This window comes from Niallia sp. FSL W8-0177 (assembly GCF_038006285.1).
GTDB lineage: Bacteria > Bacillota > Bacilli > Bacillales > Cytobacillaceae > Niallia > Niallia circulans_A.
The window spans coordinates 526648-546031 of the sequence record NZ_JBBOUX010000001.1 but is presented as its reverse complement, the minus strand read 5'-3'; the positions used below and the strand labels follow the sequence as shown (position 1 = coordinate 546031).

14 protein-coding genes are annotated in these 19384 nt (G+C 36.5%); 1 reads left to right on the top strand and 13 read right to left on the bottom strand.

What is annotated here, in order from left to right; translation table 11 throughout:
- Positions 1–140 precede the first annotated feature (140 nt).
- The 13 genes from clpB to NST77_RS02590 all read right to left on the bottom strand — a co-directional run bounded on the left by clpB (position 141) and on the right by NST77_RS02590 (position 17413).
- The gene (clpB, locus tag NST77_RS02650) at positions 141–2741 is read right to left on the bottom strand and encodes an ATP-dependent chaperone ClpB (protein WP_095330024.1); all 2601 of its coding nucleotides are present in this window, start codon (positions 2739–2741) and stop codon (positions 141–143) included.
- Between the two features lie 210 nt (positions 2742–2951).
- Complete coding sequence (locus tag NST77_RS02645) at positions 2952–3131, bottom strand: YjzC family protein (protein WP_047942478.1); 180 nt, start codon at positions 3129–3131, stop codon at positions 2952–2954.
- A gap of 237 nt (positions 3132–3368) precedes the next feature.
- Positions 3369–4316 (bottom strand): ornithine carbamoyltransferase, encoded by a 948-nt coding sequence (gene argF / locus NST77_RS02640; RefSeq protein ID WP_123257241.1) that lies wholly within the window; start codon positions 4314–4316, stop codon positions 3369–3371.
- Complete coding sequence (locus NST77_RS02635) at positions 4313–7435, bottom strand: carbamoyl phosphate synthase large subunit (RefSeq protein ID WP_095330026.1); 3123 nt, start codon at positions 7433–7435, stop codon at positions 4313–4315. The genes argF and NST77_RS02635 overlap by 4 nt, the downstream gene beginning before the upstream one ends.
- Positions 7428–8510 carry a carbamoyl phosphate synthase small subunit gene (locus NST77_RS02630; protein WP_095330027.1) on the bottom strand — a complete coding sequence of 361 codons (1083 nt, stop codon included), beginning with the start codon at positions 8508–8510 and terminating at the stop codon, positions 7428–7430. Before NST77_RS02630 ends, NST77_RS02635 begins: the two co-directional genes overlap by 8 nt.
- A 78-nt stretch (positions 8511–8588) precedes the next feature.
- Positions 8589–9746: an acetylornithine transaminase gene (locus NST77_RS02625; protein ID WP_171509444.1), complete on the bottom strand. Its 1158-nt coding sequence runs from the start codon at positions 9744–9746 to the stop codon at positions 8589–8591.
- Positions 9743–10516, bottom strand: a complete 774-nt coding sequence (argB, locus tag NST77_RS02620) for an acetylglutamate kinase (protein ID WP_095330029.1) — start codon at positions 10514–10516, stop codon at positions 9743–9745. The genes NST77_RS02625 and argB overlap by 4 nt, the downstream gene beginning before the upstream one ends.
- 12 nt (positions 10517–10528) lie before the next feature.
- Positions 10529–11764: a bifunctional ornithine acetyltransferase/N-acetylglutamate synthase gene (gene argJ / locus NST77_RS02615; protein ID WP_283959615.1), complete on the bottom strand. Its 1236-nt coding sequence runs from the start codon at positions 11762–11764 to the stop codon at positions 10529–10531.
- Between the two features lie 12 nt (positions 11765–11776).
- Entirely contained in the window at positions 11777–12811 is a 1035-nt protein-coding gene (argC, locus tag NST77_RS02610; RefSeq protein ID WP_095330031.1) for an N-acetyl-gamma-glutamyl-phosphate reductase, read from the bottom strand.
- Between the two features lie 558 nt (positions 12812–13369).
- Positions 13370–14086 carry a LutC/YkgG family protein gene (locus NST77_RS02605; protein ID WP_095330032.1) on the bottom strand — a complete coding sequence of 239 codons (717 nt, stop codon included), beginning with the start codon at positions 14084–14086 and terminating at the stop codon, positions 13370–13372.
- The gene (locus NST77_RS02600) at positions 14086–15513 is read right to left on the bottom strand and encodes a LutB/LldF family L-lactate oxidation iron-sulfur protein (RefSeq protein ID WP_341122713.1); all 1428 of its coding nucleotides are present in this window, start codon (positions 15511–15513) and stop codon (positions 14086–14088) included. Before NST77_RS02600 ends, NST77_RS02605 begins: the two co-directional genes overlap by 1 nt.
- Positions 15514–15530: 17 nt before the next feature.
- Complete coding sequence (locus NST77_RS02595; RefSeq protein WP_123257239.1) at positions 15531–16250, bottom strand: (Fe-S)-binding protein; 720 nt, start codon at positions 16248–16250, stop codon at positions 15531–15533.
- Between the two features lie 434 nt (positions 16251–16684).
- Positions 16685–17413: a FadR/GntR family transcriptional regulator gene (locus NST77_RS02590; RefSeq protein WP_341122712.1), complete on the bottom strand. Its 729-nt coding sequence runs from the start codon at positions 17411–17413 to the stop codon at positions 16685–16687.
- A gap of 254 nt (positions 17414–17667) precedes the next feature.
- Between NST77_RS02590 and NST77_RS02585 the strand changes: the two genes are divergently transcribed.
- Entirely contained in the window at positions 17668–19353 is a 1686-nt protein-coding gene (locus NST77_RS02585) for an L-lactate permease (RefSeq protein ID WP_341122711.1), read from the top strand.
- Positions 19354–19384 lie beyond the last annotated feature (31 nt).

Below are 19384 nucleotides of genomic sequence, written 5' to 3'. Positions count from 1 at the left end.
ATGCACTAATAGGGGAATACTATTCGTGTATTTTGTTTAATCACCTTTTTTATTGCAGCCATAAAAACATGCCTGAATACAAATATTTACTCGTTTGTCCAATTGTATTCAGGCTGTTACAAACACTTAATAGTCGAAAATTACAAAGTATGTTTTAAAATTATTTGTTCCTCTTCTTCATCAATTAAGACATGATCATTTTCTTTTACTTTACCAGCAATTATATCTTTTGCCAGCAGTGTTTCAATTGTTTTCTGTAAATATCTACGAAGTGGTCTTGCTCCAAATTTTGGATCAAATCCATTTCTTGCAACAAATTCTTTCGCCTTTTCCGTCATATCAATAGTGATATGCTGATCTGTAAGGCGTGCTTGTAATTGAACAACTAGCTTGGATACTATATCTTTAATATTTCCGAGTGATAATGGTTTGAATAAAATAACTTCATCAATTCTGTTTAAAAATTCTGGTCTAAAATGTCCATTTAATTGATTCATAACGCCTTCTCTTATTACTTCGGGTATTTCCTCTGCTTCTCCCGTTTCTAATAAAAGATGGGAACCAATATTGGATGTCATGATGATGACTGTATTTTTAAAGTCCACTGTTCGTCCTCTCGAATCTGTAATCCTGCCATCATCAAGAACTTGAAGCAGAATATTGAATACTTCTGGATGAGCTTTCTCTACTTCATCTAATAGGACAACAGAATATGGTTTTCTTCTGATTGCTTCTGTTAATTGTCCCCCTTCTTCATAGCCTATATATCCTGGAGGAGCACCGATTAAACGAGACACAGCATGTTTTTCCATATACTCGGACATATCGATACGAATCATTTGCTCTTCACTATCAAAAAGCGTTGCCGCTAAGGTTTTTGCAAGTTCCGTTTTCCCAACACCTGTAGGTCCCAAAAATAAGAAGGAGCCAATTGGTCTGTTTGGGTCTTTTATTCCTGCTCTCGCTCTTAATACTGCATCACTGACTAACTGCACTGCCTCTGCTTGGCCAACCACTCTTTCTTGCAGAATTGCTTCTAAGCGTAATAATTTTTCTCTCTCTTTCTCCACTAGCTTGGATACAGGAATCCCAGTCCACCTTGCAACAATATTGGCAATTTCCTCTTCTGTCACTTCTTCTCGAAGGAGACGGTTCTCTTGTCCTTGTTTTGTCTTTTCTTCCATCTCCTTAATTTCTTTTTCTAATTTTGGAATGCTGCCATGTCTTAGCTCAGCTGCTTTATTTAAATCATAATTATTTTCTGCATCCTCTAACTCTCTCTTTTTTCGTTCAAGCTGTTCTTTTTTCTCATGGATGGATTGTAAAGCATCCTTTTCCTGCTGCCATTTTGCTTTTAAGACATTAGAACGTTCTCTGTGATTAGCTAATTCCTTTGCAATAACCGCAAGTCTCGCTTTACTTTGCTCATCCTCTTCTCCATGCAATGCCGCTTCCTCAATTTCAAGCTGCATAATTTTTCTTGTTAGTTCATCTATTTCAATTGGCATCGAATCGATTTCTGTACGAATCATCGCGCAAGCTTCGTCTATTAAATCGATAGCTTTATCCGGCAAGAAGCGTTCTGTTATATACCTGTCCGATAAAGTTGCAGCTGCAATAATAGAACGATCTTGAATATTTACACCATGATGAATTTCAAATCTTTCTTTGAGTCCTCTTAGTATAGCAATCGTATCTTCCACTGTCGGCTCTGAGACTAAAACCTGCTGAAAGCGGCGTTCAAGTGCAGGATCTTTTTCAATATATTGACGATGTTCATCTAATGTTGTGGCACCAATACAGTGAAGCTCTCCTCTTGCCAGCATCGGTTTAAGCATATTTCCTGCATCCATTGCACCATCTGTTTTTCCTGCCCCGACAATTGTATGCAATTCATCAATAAATAAAATGATTCTGCCATCACTATTTTTTACTTCTTGTAAAACAGCTTTTAAACGTTCTTCAAATTCGCCTCTAAATTTGGCTCCTGCTACTAATGCCCCCATATCTAAAGAAAAAATAGTTTTATCTTTTAGGCCTTCTGGGACATCTTTTCGAACGATCCTTTGTGCTAAACCTTCTACAATAGCCGTTTTTCCCACTCCCGGTTCCCCAATTAAAACAGGATTATTTTTGGTCTTTCTTGATAGTATACGGATTACATTACGAATTTCATTATCACGACCAATCACTGGGTCAAGCTTGCCCAACTTTACTTCTTCTACTAAGTCTCGTCCATATTTACTAAGTACTTCATATGTCGCTTCGGGATTTTTGCTTGTCACTCTCTGTGTCCCCCTTATCTCTTTTATTACTTTCTTTATTTCCGCTAATGAAATATCTTCCTCTTTCAATATTCTTCCTATTGCAGAGGATTCTACTTTATAGGCTGACAGTATAAGATGCTCTACAGATAAGTATTCATCTTCCCATTCCCGCATCTCTTCTTCTGCTTTCATTAAAAGCTGCTGCAAACCAGCAGTTATATATACCGTACCTTGTTGAGAACCACTAAATGATACTTGTGGCTTTTTCTTTAATTCTTCCGCTAATTTATCGCTCACTCTATTTGGATCTTTTTGTAACTTGTTTAAAATGGCCGTCATTAAATTATCCTGTTGATGAAGAATTGCCATAAATAAATGAATATCATCTATTTCTTGATGACTTTCTTTTCTTGCAAGGGATTGTGCTTCAGTTATGGCTAATTGGACTCTTTCTGTCATCTGCTCTACGTTCATTTTACAAGACTCCTTTTTTGACCTTTTTTGACCTTTGTTTTTATTATAGTATAATTTATCCATATGTAAAGGGATCTCTCTTGGACAAAGAGTATATTCAAAACAATGATCTCAAGGAGATAATCATCATGAAGCAGACTCTTTAGAGAAATCCCTTTTTAAATCATTATACGAGTATTGGTATCATCGTATAATATTGGGGTTACCTTATTATGGTTTTCTTTGATATGTCCATAATCGATTATGATTCGATGTTTCTGGAAAGCGGTCTCCAGCTTTCAGTTTTAGCATTTGAGGATTATTTACGTTACTTCCGGTTTCACCAATTTCTATATACAATCCATTGTTTGGTGCCTTTTGCCCTGGACGAAACTGTCTATTTTGACCCAAAATAAACTCCTCCTTTATCCATTACCAATTCAAATGCTAAGTAAACACGAAGCAAAAAACGTGTTACTTAACTGCTTATTAGTATTACCTTTTTTCAAAGTGAACATTACGGAAAATAATGACTGGCTTTTTATTAGATAAATACATTTTCATTCGAGCATGCTATAAGTACATACCTATAAAAAAAACTAAAAAGACTGTTAACAAACATGTATCTGTTAACAGTCTTCACAAAAATTATTTTAAAATTTCCACCAATAATGCCTTTTGTGCATGTAATCTATTGCCGGCCTGCTGAAAGACGTAGGAATGACTTCCATCGATAATTTCTGATGTTACTTCTTCTTCACGATGGGCTGGTAAACAGTGTAAAAAAATGTAATCCGATTTTGCATGGCTCACTAATTCTGCATTAATTTGAAAGCCTTGGAAATCTTTTAAACGCTGCTCATTTTCCGCTTCTTGCCCCATACTGGTCCATACATCTGAGTAGATAGCATCGGCCTCCCGAACAGCTTCTATAGGATTATGAGTAAGGACAATTTTACTGCCACTTATTTTTGCAAAAGAATAGGCAAGTTCCGCCACTTTTTTATCGACTTCATAATTTGGTGGTGTCGCAATGGAAATATCGACTCCTACTTTCGAGCAAGCGATAAGTAAAGAATGAGCCACATTATTTCCGTCCCCGATATACGCAAGCTTTAGACCTTCCAAACTCCCTTTTACTTCCAATAAAGTAAGTAAATCTGCTAATGCTTGACATGGATGATATAAGTCCGTTAATCCGTTGATAATAGGTATGGTTGCATGCTCTGCTAATTCTTCGACAATATCATGAGAAAAAGTACGTATCATAATGGCATCTACATATTGGGATAACACTTTTGCGGTGTCTGATATAGTTTCCCCTCTGCCAATTTGCAGATCTCGACTATTTAAATATAGTGCATGCCCTCCGAGCTGAGTCATCCCCGCTTCAAAGGAGACTCTTGTTCGCGTTGATGATTTCTCAAAAATCATTCCTAATGTCTTTCCTTTTAGAGGGGCTATTATTTCTCCCTTTAAGTGTGATTCTTTTATTGCCTTCGCCTTATCTAATAATTCAAGGATTGTTTCTTTTGAATAGTCAGCCAATGTTAATAAATCTTTTCCCTTTAAATCTAGATTAGATGTAATCATCATACTGTACTCACTCCTTTTCTTATATTTGTATGCCATTCCTGAATCGAATGAACGGTTATGTCTTTTCCTTTAAAAGAGGAAATAAATGCTTCGAGACTTTCTTTTTGCGTGAAGGTAATAATACGATTTCTCGTTGCTAATTCGCGAGATTGTCGATCTTCTTGTAAGTTTGTTGGATTATAAAAGGCAACTGTACTCTTATCTGCTAATAACGATTCGACAGTCTGGCTATCAGCGATTTCAACTGATAATTGGACTTGGTCTGCTTTTTCATAAAGATCTGCTAGATCTTCTGTTGTTTTTAAAACAATTTTCATCTCCTGTTTTGGCATTTTCTTTAAAGTAGGGTGAAATACTTTTCTCAACGCATCTTCTACCGTTTCTGCAAGTGCAATGCCTTCTCCTGTAGAACGCATTTCTGGTCCCAATTTAGAATCTAGCCCTTTTAAAGCATAATTGGAATAAACAGGATACTTAATACAAGTAAATTCTATATCATCCGAATATGTTTTTTCTTTTTCAGTCAATGTATATTTCCCAAGCAATATTTTTGTCGCAATTTGTACTAATGGTACACCAGTTACTTTGCTTACAATCGGTACTGTTCGACTAGCGCGAGGATTTACTTCCAATACATATACCTCTTCTTTATTGATAATATACTGGATGTTCATTAGTCCTTTATAGCCTGTATGCTGAACAATTTTTTTTGCGTAAGTGATCATTTTTTCTTTTACGCTTACTGACAAATTTTTAGCAGGCAATATAGATAAACTATCTCCCGAATGTACGCCCGTTTTCTCGATATGTTCCATAATCGTCGGGACACAAATATCGATTCCATCTGTTGCTAAGTCCAACTCTGCTTCTGAAGCTTCCATAAACTGATCAACAAGGACAGGGTAAGGTACATCCGTTCGTAAATAGGATTGTAATTCTGCTTCATTATTTATCCGTTCCATTCCCTTGCCGCCAATCACATAAGATGGACGGATAAGAACTGGATAGCCTATCTTCTTGACTGAAGCAATAATCTGCTGCTCATTTTCTGCGTTATCTCCTTGGATATGAGGAATATCTTCTTCTTCCAATAGCTTATAAAATAAATCTCTATCTTCTAAAACATCGATTGTGTCACTGTTTGTTCCAAGTATATGGACACCATAGGATTCCAGTTCTTTTGCTACATTAAGAGCAGTTTGACCTCCTAATTGGACAATGACATCTTCTATCCCTTCTGATTCGATAACATTCATAATATCTTCCACGCTTAATGGTTCAAAATACAAACGATCTGCCGTGGCAAAATCTGTACTCACGGTCTCTGGATTATTATTAATAAGGATTGTTTCCAGACCTTCATCTTTTAAGGCAAATACGCCATGAACCGAGCAATAGTCGAACTCTATTCCTTGACCAATTCTGATGGGACCACTGCCGATAACAAGTACTTTTCGTTTAGCACTTTTATTTTGCTCATTTTCACCATAATAGCTGGAATAGTAGTAATTAGTTTTTGCTTTAAATTCTGCTGCACAAGTATCAACCATTTTATAAATAGGCATCACTTGTAACTGTTTGCGTTTTTCTCTTACCTCTTTTTCAAAGCAATTCCACGCATTTGCTAAGAAAGCATCACTAAACCCTTTTTCTTTCCATTGCAGCAAACTCTCTTTTGTTACTGTTTGGAGGGAAGTATGGAATATTTCTTTCTCCATCTCAATCAATCTTTTAAATCGATGAAGGAAGAATAAATCGATTTTTGTTAAATCATGTATTTTAGCAATTGGTTCCTCTTTCCTAATTAGTTCTAAAATGATAAAAAATCTTTCATCCGTTTGTTCCAGCATTTTCTCGTATAATACTTCCACTGACATATCTTTTAATTCTCGAAGAATTAAATCATTTCCTTTTATCTCAAGAGAATGGATTGCTTTTAGCAAGGCCCGCTCCAGGTTGCGGTCTATTCCCATTACTTCTCCTGTCGCCTTCATTTGCGTGCCGAGTTTTCTTGATACAGTAGGAAATTTATCAAATGGCCACTTTGGTATTTTTACTACGACATAATCTAATGCCGGTTCAAAGCTTGCAAATGTATCTCCTGTTACTGGATTAATTAGCTCATTGAGACAATAACCAACTGCCAGTTTTGCAGCCATTCTAGCAATCGGATACCCAGTAGCTTTTGATGCAAGGGCGGATGATCTACTCACCCTTGGATTTACTTCAATTAAATAATATTTCTTACTGTTCGGATCTAATGCAAATTGGATATTGCATCCACCTATAATTCCTAGGGCGGAAATGATTTTAATAGAAGCAGAACGAAGCATTTGATATTCTACATCTGTTAATGTTTGAGACGGAGCAATAACGATACTATCCCCCGTGTGAATTCCGACTGGATCGATGTTTTCCATATTGCAAATGGTAATACATGTATTCATACTATCACGCATTACCTCATATTCTACTTCCTTAAAGCCAGCAATACTTCTTTCCACTAAGCATTGACCAATGGCACTTTCCTTCAAACCGCCAGATACTAGACTAATGAATTCTTCCATATCCCCAGCGATACCACCGCCTGTTCCACCTAAGGTATAGGCAGGACGAACAATGATAGGAAAGCCAATTTCATTTGCAAATTCTATCGCTTCATCGACTTTATGCACAATTTTACTTTCTGGTACTGGTTCATTTAATTGATACATTAATTCTCTAAATGCTTCTCTATCTTCTCCCTTTTTGATTGATTCAATAGAGCTTCCCAGCAATTTCACTTGATACTTTTCTAAGATGCCTTGTTCACTTAATTGAAATGCCAGATTTAATCCCGTTTGACCTCCTAAAGTAGCAAGAATTCCATCAGGCTTTTCTTTTTGAATAACCTTTTCTAATACATCTACTGTCAATGGTTCAAAATAAATCGAATCAGCAAAAGTTTCATCTGTCATTATCGTAGCCGGATTATTATTTACAAGGATGACTTTATATCCTTCTTCTTTCAAAGCCATGCATGCTTGTGTGCCAGCATAATCAAATTCAGCTGCCTGACCAATTACAATTGGTCCTGATCCTATTACAAGTATGGTTTTTATCGTCGTGTCTTTAGGCATATGCGAAAACTCTCCCATTATTTGCTTTAACATTTTCTATAAATTCATCAAATATATAACATCCTTCTGAAGGACCTGGATTTGCCTCTGGATGAAACTGTACCGTTTGCAGTGGATAAATGCTGTGAGACAGCCCTTCTACTGATCCATCGTGAAGATTATAAAATCTTGCTTCACAACCTGTAGCAGATAGACTTTCTTCTTTTACTACATAGCTATGATTTTGAGAGGACATAATCACTTTCTTTTTCTTCCGATCCATTACAGGATGATTGGCTCCTCTATGTCCAAATGATAGTTTGGTAGTTTCTGCCCCTAAAGCTAATGCTGCAAGCTGATGTCCTAAACAAATACCAAGAGTTGGGTAATGCTTAATCATCGCTTTAATCGTTGGTAAAATACTGATTAACTCCTTTGGATTCCCAGGTCCATTTGATAAGAGAATGCCATCAGGCTGCAGTGATTTAATGCTAGTAAATGGTGTATTATAGGGAACAACCGTGACTTTACACTCACGCTCTAATAATGCTGTTAACATACTTTCCTTTTTTCCAAAATCAACAAGGACAATATGATATTCACCCTGTCCATACGTTTGAAAGTTCATTTCCGAAACCTTTGCTACTTTGACATCCTCCTTTAAAGAAAATGCAGGGATGGAAATCTCTTTTTCTCCTGTGATAACGGCAGGCATAGAACCAGATTGTCTTATATTTTTTACAATAGAACGGGTATCAACATGTGCTAGCATTGGAATATTCCATTTATTTAAATATTGCTGTAAGGAATATTCAGCTTGATAATGGAATGCGTCACTATTCGATTCATATACAATAACTCCTGCAACATGTGGCTTTTTACTTTCAAAATCTTCTTTGTTTATGCCATAGTTTCCAATTAACGGGTACGTAAAAACAATAATTTGATCTTTATAGGAGGGATCTGTTAGTACTTCCTGATATCCTGTCATTCCAGTGAAAAATACGATTTCTCCCTTTATTTCTTTGGCATCGCTAGTTGTAACGAACTCACCTTTATATTTCACACCATTGCTTAAGTGAAGATAACCTTCCATTTGTTAACACCTCTATAATGAATGTATAGTTACTCTTTATTTCTTATAATTATACATCATCATGCAAAAAAATACATATTAGATTGTTACTTTTGCATGAATATTTAAACTTTTTTGTATTATTTCCATTCCCTTAATAAAATCTTCCTGGGAAGTATTAAGACTTGGCAATAAACGTATAACCTTTTCCCCAGCATTTAAAACGATTAAGCCTTCTTTTCTTAATTCTCCTAATATCGAAGCAACGGGTATATCCAATTCAATTCCAATCATCAATCCTAAACCTCGAATGTCCTTTACATGTTGATTTCCGGCTAATTTTTCTTTTAAAAGGCTAAATACCCATTCACTTTTTTTCTTTACTTCTTCTAAGAAAGCTGGTTCAAAGATTATTTCCATCGTTTTAACAGCTGCTGCCATCGCTAAAGGATTCCCTCCAAATGTGGTGCCATGGCTTCCTGGACCAAAGAACTCCTTTAGCTTTCCATCTGCCACAATAGCTCCTGTTGGAATTCCATTTGCCATTCCTTTTGCCACACTAATAATATCAGGTTTAATACCAAAGTGTTGAAAGGCAAAAGCTTTTCCTGTTCTACCCATTCCTGTTTGAATTTCATCAATTAGCAGCAAGACACCCTTTTCTTTGCAAATTGCTTCAACACCTTGTAAAAATTCTTGAGAAGCTACATATATACCGCCTTCTCCTTGCACTATTTCAAGCATTACGGCAGCTACGTCTTCTGTTAATTGTTCTTTTAATGCATTTAAATCGTTAAATGGAATATACTCAAATGTCTCCAGCATCGGTCCATAGCCTTGCTTTATTTTATCCTGACCTGTTGCTGACATTGTTGCAAAGGTTCTGCCATGAAAGGATTGCTGGAAAGTAAGAATTTTTGTTTTTCCTGTTGCTTTTCTAGCTAGTTTAATGGCTGCCTCATTTGCCTCTGCCCCACTATTCGCAAAGAAAACAAGATCTAACCCTGATGCCTTCGTCAATATTTCTGCTGCCTTTTCCTGCACTTCTAATGGAAAAAGATTCGAAACATGCCAAAATTTATTTAACTGTTGTTCAACAGCATCTTTTACTTCTGGATGGCAATGCCCTAAATTACATACTCCTATTCCTGAAGTAAAATCTAAATAAACGCCACCATTTTTACTATACAAATAACTCCCCTGTGCAGATTCTGGCTCTATTTCCCATTTTGAGTAGGTTGGGAATAAATGACTCATTCTACAATCCCTTCTTTCACAACAATTTTTGTTCCGATTAATTCTTCACCATCAAAAAACTGTTTTTTTCCTGATATAATCATGACACTATTTAACCCACTTTCCAGTGCTGCGATAGCAGAGGTAACCTTCGGAATCATGCCTCCATTGATCTGTCCAGTATTGATGTAATGAGTGATTTCCTCTTGTGCCATTCTTGCTTGAAGTTCTCCATCTATTAAAATTCCTGCCACGTCTGTTACAAAAAGGCATTGTTCGGCATGTAAATACTTCGCAACTGCCGATGCTACATAATCTGCATTAATATTTAATTTTCTTCCGTCTTCTGTAATCCCTAATGGTGTTAGGACGGGAATCAAATTTTCTTCTAAAAGGGAGGAAAGCAACCTGATATTAACTTGGGATACCTCTCCGACTAGTCCAAGCTTTTCTTCATCAATAAGAGAAGCATTTATGCAATTATTATCCGTTCCATTGAGTCCAATCCCATTCAAATCATGTTCTCTTAATAACTGAACAAGCTTACGATTTGTTTTGCCTGACAGGACCATTTCGACTATTTCCAACGCCTCTTTCGTCGTTTTACGAAGTCCATTGTGAAAGGCAGCTTTCACTTGAAAATAATCAAGCATTTCATTGATATCAGGACCGCCTCCATGGACGAAAACTAGTTGATAGCCTTTATTCTTTAACCTTTTTAAACTAGTAAAAAATTCTGATGTTAGTTGATCGATTACACTTCCGCCACATTTTATAACAATGGTTTTCACTACAGTATCACCTCAAGTTCTGTAGCTGGCATTTATCTTGACATAATCATAAGATAAATCGCAGCCCCAGGCTTTTCCTTCGCCCTTGCCATTATGCAAATCTACAAATATCTGAATAAAATCTTGGTTTAAATACTCGATTGCCGTTTGTTCTGAAAACGACTGTGGTTCACTTTCCTTAAGCATAAGGATATCGCCAATCGCTATGTCTACTCTTGATGGATTAACGGCTGTTTTTGTTTGACCGATAGCGGTGATAATTCTTCCCCAGTTAGCATCTGATCCATAAATGGCAGTTTTCACTAAATTAGAGCCTACTATTTGTTTCGCAATAATGCGTGCTTCTTCGTCATTATTGCTTCCTGAAACCTTTACTTCAATTAGCTTTGTTGCCCCTTCACCATCTTTAGCAATCTGTTTAGCCAGACTCTCACATGTTATAGATAAAAGCTCCAAAAAGACCGGATAATCCGGATGCTCTTCGGTAAGAGGTTCGTTTTTTGCCATGCCATTTGCCAGTACAAGGACTGTATCATTTGTAGAAGTATCTCCGTCTACTGTAATTTGATTAAAGGTAGTAGGAATCACCTTACTTAACGCAGCTTGAAGAACTTCCGATGGGATGGCTGCATCTGTCGTAATAAATCCAAGCATTGTTGCCATATTAGGATGAATCATACCAGATCCCTTTGCTGTTCCTCCCATCGTAACAGTTACCCCCGCAATAGTTGCAGAATAGCAACATTTTTTCATTACTGTATCAGTCGTTAAAATGGCTTCTTGAAATGCTTCTGCATTTTGGGGAGTAGAATGAAAGATTAATTGATTAATTCCTTTTTCCATTTTATCCATTTGCAGATATTCACCAATCACACCTGTTGAAGAAACTGCCACATATTCTTCCTTTATTTGAAGATAATTGGCCATGATCTTTCTCATTTCATAGGCATCCTTTAAGCCTTTTTCCCCTGTACATGCATTTGCACAAGCACTATTTACGACAATTGCTTGAATTCGTTTTTCTTTGGCAATAGATTCCTGCGTTACTTTTAATGGTGCAGCTTGAAAGTGACTTGCTGTGTATACAGCGGCACAATTTGCTGGAACGGCACTTACTATTGCGCCAATATCTTTCTTATTGTATCGAAGTCCAGCATGGACACCGGCAGCTTTATAGCCAATTGGTGATACGATATTCCCATCCTTTATCTCCTCTATATGGGATTGAATATTATTCATAATCTGCACGTTGGCTCCTCCTTATGGGTAAAGCGGCAGAAACTGCAAACCAGCTGTTTCCTCATAGCCATTCATAATATTTGCGTTTTGAACAGCCTGACCCGCAGCCCCTTTCATTAAATTATCAATAACCGATACGATCGTTATCCTGCTAGTCCGTTCATCCACATTTATTCCAATATCACAAAAATTAGAGCCTTTAACTTCTTTTATCGAAGGATAGGTAAAAAGTGGTCTCACCCGCACAAAAGGACTGTTTGCATAAATTTCTGTATATAAATCATGAATTTGTTCATTTGTGACACTTTTATTTAAGGTAGCATATATGGTTGCCATTAATCCTCTGCTTGTCGGCATAAGATGGGTAGAAAAAGTAATAGCTTTCGATTCAGAATTCCAATCAGCTAATTGTTGTTCTATTTCTGGAATATGCTGATGTTCATTCACTTTATAAATTTTAAAATTTTCGCTCATCTCAGCAAACATATTAGCTCTTGAGGGACTCCTACCCGCTCCTGAAATACCAGATTTAGCATCCACAATAATACTATTTGGCAATATCAAGTTTTCTTTTACTAGGGGTGCTAATCCTAAGAGGGTGGCAGTCGGATAACATCCCGGATTGGAAATTCTCGTGCTGGTAGCAATTTTTTCTTTATTCCATTCAGAAAGCCCATAAACAAAGCTATCAATAAGGTCAGTGGAAACAGGCTCCTTTTTATACCATGTCTGATAATCACCTGTACTCCTTAAGCGCAGATCCCCAGATAAATCAACCATTTGAATCTCTTTATCTGCGAATTCTTGAACGAGCTTTCCGGATACACCTGTAGGAGTAGCAAAAAAAACAATATCGCATTCTTTTGCTATTTTTTCTGGATTAATTGGTTCTAGTTTGTTGTCCATTATATTAAATAAATGAGGATATTCATTCCATACTGGGACTTCATCTCTTGTTGTATGTACAGACTTAATTGTGAATGAAGGATGACTATGCAAAATTCTGATTAATTCTGCACCACCATATCCTGTTGTACCAATTATAGATACTTTCATAACTTCCTCCTTCCGAGTATAAATGTATATTTAATCATTTTTATTTATATTTATTAACCTAAGATTCTCTTATTATAAAAACTACTTCATATAAAATCAACACTTTTTCATAAAAGTAATAGTTTTCTCATTTTTCTGATAATTAATAAGGTATTTGAGGATAACATTTCCATAATTAGCGATGAGAGAGACTTAACAAAACGAAAATGATTAGAATAAAGGATATTATCTGCAGAAATTTCATAAAAATTTTTAAGCCTGCACGATATATGCCTTTTATAAAAATACAAAATTCATCAAAAACAAAGCAGCCAAAATACACTTAGCCTCCTGTAAAAACTTAAGGGACATTCTACTTCTTGCAAATACTCGAGTGACTGTCGAAAGGGAAGTGTATTCAGACTGCAGGCACTAAACAGCAAAATTTATAAAAACAATCTAATCAAATATCAATCTCTCATTCTCTTCCTAAAATTTCCGTCAATAGAAATTCATTTAACAACATCATCATATGAGGGTTTTATCTCGTGGTGTCAGAAATTTTCACAAAATGCTTATCTATAGATCTTCTACCACAATATAGGCAGCTTTTACAGGTCCGTGAACACCAACTACTAAATCCATTTCAATATCTGCTGAGTTACTTGGCCCCGTGATATAATTAATACAAGATGGGAGTACTTCTCCGTTTTGTACTTTTTCCCGTAAAACTTTTGCTGCTTGCGTCATTCTTGGCACAATTGTACTTTTTGGAACGATTACAATACTATTTATAGGTAAAAAACTAACTGTTCTGCCACGATCTTTTCCACTATACACAACAACAGTACCTGATTCCGCTAACGTAAGTTCACTTATGGTAATCCCTATATTCGCTTGTTCTGCTTTAGAAATATTTTCTTTTCCTAAGGAGGCATCCCATTCAAAGACATCGATATTCTCATCAGGCAGTTTCTCTTTTAATAGTGGTTCTAATCCATATTGCTGATAACGTGGATCTTTCCAAGTAACAATCTTCCCGCCACCAAATTCTTTTATTAAATGATGAAGTGTATGGTTCAATTCCTTTTGTGAAGTAATGACTAAATCAGTATGAATAAGTGTACATTGGGATTTTAATACTTCAACTAACTCATCCTTTGACGCATCTTTAAGCACTTCTTCTTGTGGGCAATAATTCCATTTTGGCTTTTCAAGTTTTATTTTTCTTTGTCTGCCCAATCTCGATGCAATGGTTTCAAGAAAAGCATCTCTGTTATGGATTGTTCCTGTCATTATTTTTCCTCCTCCTTCTCTCGATTCTTGAACCAATCACGAAATCTCTCTTTATTTGGGGCAGGAAGATCACGAATATCTGTCCATTCTTTTAACATTCCGATCCCTTTTGTAATCTTGTCTCCTTTTACTAATGGTTTCGTCATAGCTGGTGCGATTTTCGAGCCTATATTATACAGCTTTGGCGAAGAAGCACCGATGCCAAATGCTTTGAATATCATTTTTTCAGAGATTGGGGCTTTCCCTTCCTTTTCGACTATTACTTGTCGATGCTTATGCAGCAGCTCATGAAGCGGGATTTTAACTGGGCATTCATCTGTACATGCAGCACAAAGAGTAGAAGCATAGGGAAGCTCTTTATATTCTTCATATCCACCTAATAGTGGAGAAAGTACTGCTCCAATTGGTCCAGAGTAAATAGAGCCATAGGAATGTCCACCAACCTGTCTATATACAGGGCAAACATTTACACATGCTGCACAGCGAATACATTGGAGAACAGATTGAAACTCTCCACCTAAAATATCTGAACGACCATTATCTACAATCACTAGATGAAAGTCCTCTGGTCCGTCCACATCCCCAGCTTCTTTTGGACCCGTTAATGTTGTTACATAACTTGTAAGCTTTTGGCCAACGGCACTTCTTGTCAACATCCCCACTAATACTTCCATTTCATTAAACGTGGGAACAATGCGCTCCATTCCCATTACGACAACTTGTGTTTTCGGAAGTGCTGCAACTAAATCAGCGTTACCTTCATTTGTTACGAGTGTAATCGAGCCTGTTTCTGCTACAGCAAAATTGCAGCCTGTAATTCCCATATCTGCCGTTAAATATTGTTTTCGAAGCACTTGTCTTGCATGCCATGCTAATTCTTCTGGCTTTTCAGTATTTGTATAGTTTAATTTTTTTGTGAATACATCCCGGATTTGTTCTTTATTTTTATGCAAGGCCGGAACCACAATATGAGATGGAGGATCATGGTCATCTACTTGCAGAATATATTCTCCTAAATCTGTTTCAATTACTTCACAGCCTGCCTCTTCTAACTTTTGATTTAACGAGATTTCCTCCGTTACCATAGACTTTGCTTTTACTACTTTTTTCACGTTTTTATCTCTTGCCACTTGTTCAATATAGGCACTTGCCTCTTCTGCCGTTTTAGCAAAATAGACATGACCGCCACGTTTTGCCACCTGTTCGCTTAATTCATATAAATAATAATCTAAATTTTCTAAAACATGCTGGCGAATTTCTTCCCCGTGCGAACGCCAATCCTCCCAGTTTCCCATTGCCTCTGTCACATTGTTTTTTCTCGTTTGAATCGTTTGCTGTGCTTTGGAGACAGCTCCACGCATAAAGTCATTTCCTAGTTCTGTAGACACCCTATCTTTAAATTTTTGTGAACTTGTTTTCATCGACATAGCTTTTCATCCCCCTGTTAGGCTCGACTATTTAAAATTTCTGCTATATGTAAAGCTTTAATTGGTTTACCCTTGCGAGTAATTCTTCCCCCAATATTCATTAAGCAGCCTGCATCTGCACTAACTACATACTCGGCATTTGTTGATTCTACACAAGCTACCTTTTCGTCCACCATCTGCTCAGATATTTGCCCCATTTTCACAGAAAAAGTTCCTCCAAAACCACAGCAATTCTCTTTTAATGGTAATTCAGTATACTCTACTCCTTTTACATTTTTTAATAGCTTAATAGGAGCCTCTTTTACCCCTAGTAATCTCGTCATATGGCAGGATGTATGATAGGTGACCTTCCCATTGAAAGTTGCTCCCACATCTTCCACTTTTAAAACATCAACAATAAACTGTGTTAGTTCAAATGTTTTAGCAGCAAGTTCTTTTGCAATGGGCTCCCATACTGGATCCCCTTTAAAAATATGCTGATACTCATGGAACATATAGGCACAAGAACCAGAAGGGCAGACAATATATTCTGCATCTTGGAAGGATTTCATCATTGTTTTCATCACTTCCTTTGTTTCCTTTACATACCCACTATTATAAGATGGCTGGCCACAGCATATTTGTGTCGCAGGAAAATCGATTTCACATCCTAGTCTTTCTAATAATTCCACCGTTGCTTTTCCCACATCACTTTGAAACATATCAACTAGACATGTAGCAAATAATGTCACTTTCATCCTAAATATCCCCCTTTTTAAGAATAAATGTACTACCCATTTGATGTTTATATTCCTATGAACAGGTCATCAGATGACTTGTTTACAATAAGACTGGCTCACGATAAATAGATAAAAAGAGTTACATACTTCCCCCCTATTTGATTTTGCTTATTTAGACTACTTCCTAAAAATTAGTAGATTTTAGAAAAATGAATTAGTTGGAAGGTTGGAACAACCAGAACACAAGCATACTCAGCTGGGATTAGTGAGACATTTGAGATTATGTATGTCTAAATAAACAGCGGTTTATACCAAGTCCTATATATTTTATGTTCCATCCTCATTACAGTAATTTTAAATAAATATTTCCATGAAGCGCTTTCATTAATATAGACTTTGTCGCTAAAATTTGCAAGAATAAAAAATGCAAATATCAATTTTGCAATAGCGGATCATACCTTCTGTTCTTTTTCAGCAAAATACTTTTGAAGCACTGCTTCTACCTTTTGTAAATGATAAAGCATCGCCTCACTCGCTTTTTCCGCGTTTTTTTCTAAAATAGACTCATAAATAGTAAGATGTTCCTCATAAAGTCGTTCCGTTGTTGTTTGTTTAGAAAACAGCCATAAACGTCTTGTTTCTTTCATTGCTTCCTGCATTATATCAGAAACGTTGAGCAATAAATTTACCAGAAAAGGATTTTGTGAAGCTGCTGCTACGCCTAAATGGAAGTTTAAATCTGACTTTTCACCTAATTCTTCTACTCCATTTGCCTGTTTCATTTCTTCTAGCGCCTGTTTCATTTTTTGCAAATCTTCGTTTGTACGTTTATTCGCTGCTGCAGCTGCAGCACCTACCTCCATAATCCTTCTTACTTCAAGGAGGTGATTTAGATCTTTTTCCTTCATCAAAATTGCTGTAGGAAAAGAAAAAGAAATTTGATCGGCTTCAAACCTTTTCACATAAGTACCTTCCCCTTGCTTCATTTCAATTAACCCTTTAGCTTTTAATGCGGAAAGTGCTTCCCTTACGGCTGAACGGCTTACTTGGAAGTTTTCGGCAAGCTGCTGTACAGATGCCAACTTTTCTCCAGGCTTTAAAGCTCCTGAGCGAATTCCTTCATGCAAGGCTTCTGCAATTTCTTCATAAATTTTTTTTGGACGGATCTGCTTAAATTCCATCGTTCTACCTCCAACGCGTTCATCCTTTTTATTGTTATTATACTGCTAAAAGTTACATTTTGCATAAAAAAAGACATAATATTGTCAATTTTATGTTGTTTTTTAAAAACTCTCATTTTATAATAGGTTCATCGAGTCATCAGATGACCTAATATTTTACAATTTATTTATGATAACGATTACTTCATCTGATAATTTAGATCAAACATTCATTAGAAAGAAATCGTAAGTAAAAAATTAAGGGGGCTGAAATAATGACGTTTACTCAAGACTTCACTGCTGTTGGCGACAATTTAGCATTATCCGCGATAGCTGCCGTAATTCCAATCTTATATTTTTTTTGGGCACTTGCCATCAAACGCATGAAGGGACATATGGCTGGAATTACAACCCTGCTTCTTGCTTTACTCCTTTCCGTAACCGCTTTCAATATGCCTGTTGGAATGAGTATTATGTCTGCGAGCCAAGGCATTGTTTATGGCTTATTACCTATTGGCTGGATTATTGTCACGTCAGTGCTTTTATATAAATTAACAGTGAAAAGCGGACAATTTTCTATCATACGAAATTTTATTTTGTCTATTACAGAGGATCGTAGACTTCAAGCATTGCTTGTAGCTTTCTCATTTGGGGCATTTTTAGAAGGCGCTGCTGGCTTTGGAGCACCTGTTGCTATTTCTGCTGCTCTTTTAGCTGGATTAGGCTTTAATCCATTATATGCTGCAGGCATCTGTTTATTAGCTAACACGGCACCTGTTGCATTCGGAGCGATAGGTATCCCAATTACTGCTGTTGAGGGACCAACTGGTATTCCGGCTTTTGAAATATCAAAAATGGTTGGTCGACAATTGCCTTTTATTTCCGTATTCATTCCATTTTATCTTGTCATTATTATGGCGGGTTTTAAACGTGTATGGGAAGTACTTCCTGCTATTTTAGTATCAGGTATATCATTTGCACTTACACAATATTTATCTTCTAACTTCCTCGGACCTGAATTGCCTGATATTTTATCTGCGTTAGTTTCCTTATTTGCATTAGTTATTTTACTAAAGTTCTGGAAACCAAAAACAATTTTCCGATTTAAAGTTGAATTAGAAACAGCCGCTTCAGCTGAGATAAAAAAAGCTCCAGATCCTACATACTCTCCTGGTCAGATTTTTCATGCATGGTCTCCTTTTTTAGTATTAACTGCTTTCATTTCCCTTTGGGGGATACCTGTTATAAAAAATGCACTAACTGGCCATTATGAAGGGACAAATTTTATTTTAAAAGGTATTAATGGGTTGGGGGAACGATTGACTTTTCTGCCAGAAGTTCCATTACTTAACAATAAAATTATTAATGGCACTGGTGAAGCAGTTGCAGCTATTTTCAAATTAGAAGTGTTAGGAGCTGCCGGAACTGCCATTTTATTTTCTTGTATTGTAACAAAATATATTGCCCGCCTTTCTTGGAAAGATGTGTATGCAACAGCAAAGGAGACCCTTCATGAGTTGAAATTTCCAATTTTAACCATTTCATCTGTAGTCGGTTTTGCCTATGTAACAAATGCCTCTGGTATGTCGACAACACTTGGAATGACCTTAGCTAAGACAGGAGCTTTATTTCCATTTTTTTCTCCCGTATTGGGGTGGCTTGGTGTATTTATTACTGGATCTGACACATCTGCCAATTTAATGTTTGGAAATCTGCAAAAAGTAACTTCAATGTCTGTTGGTATGGATCCTGTCCTTGCTATTGCAGCTAACTCAAGTGGAGGAGTTACTGGAAAAATGATATCTCCACAATCTATCGCTGTAGCTTGTGCAGCTGTTGGTCTTGCTGGTAAAGAATCCGAGCTACTACGCTTTACCTTAAAACATAGTGTATTCCTACTATTAATAGTATGTCTCATTACTTTCCTGCAACACAATGTACTTTCTTGGATGATCCCTTAAAAAAATTAAAAAGAAGAGCAGTCTCTTAGAT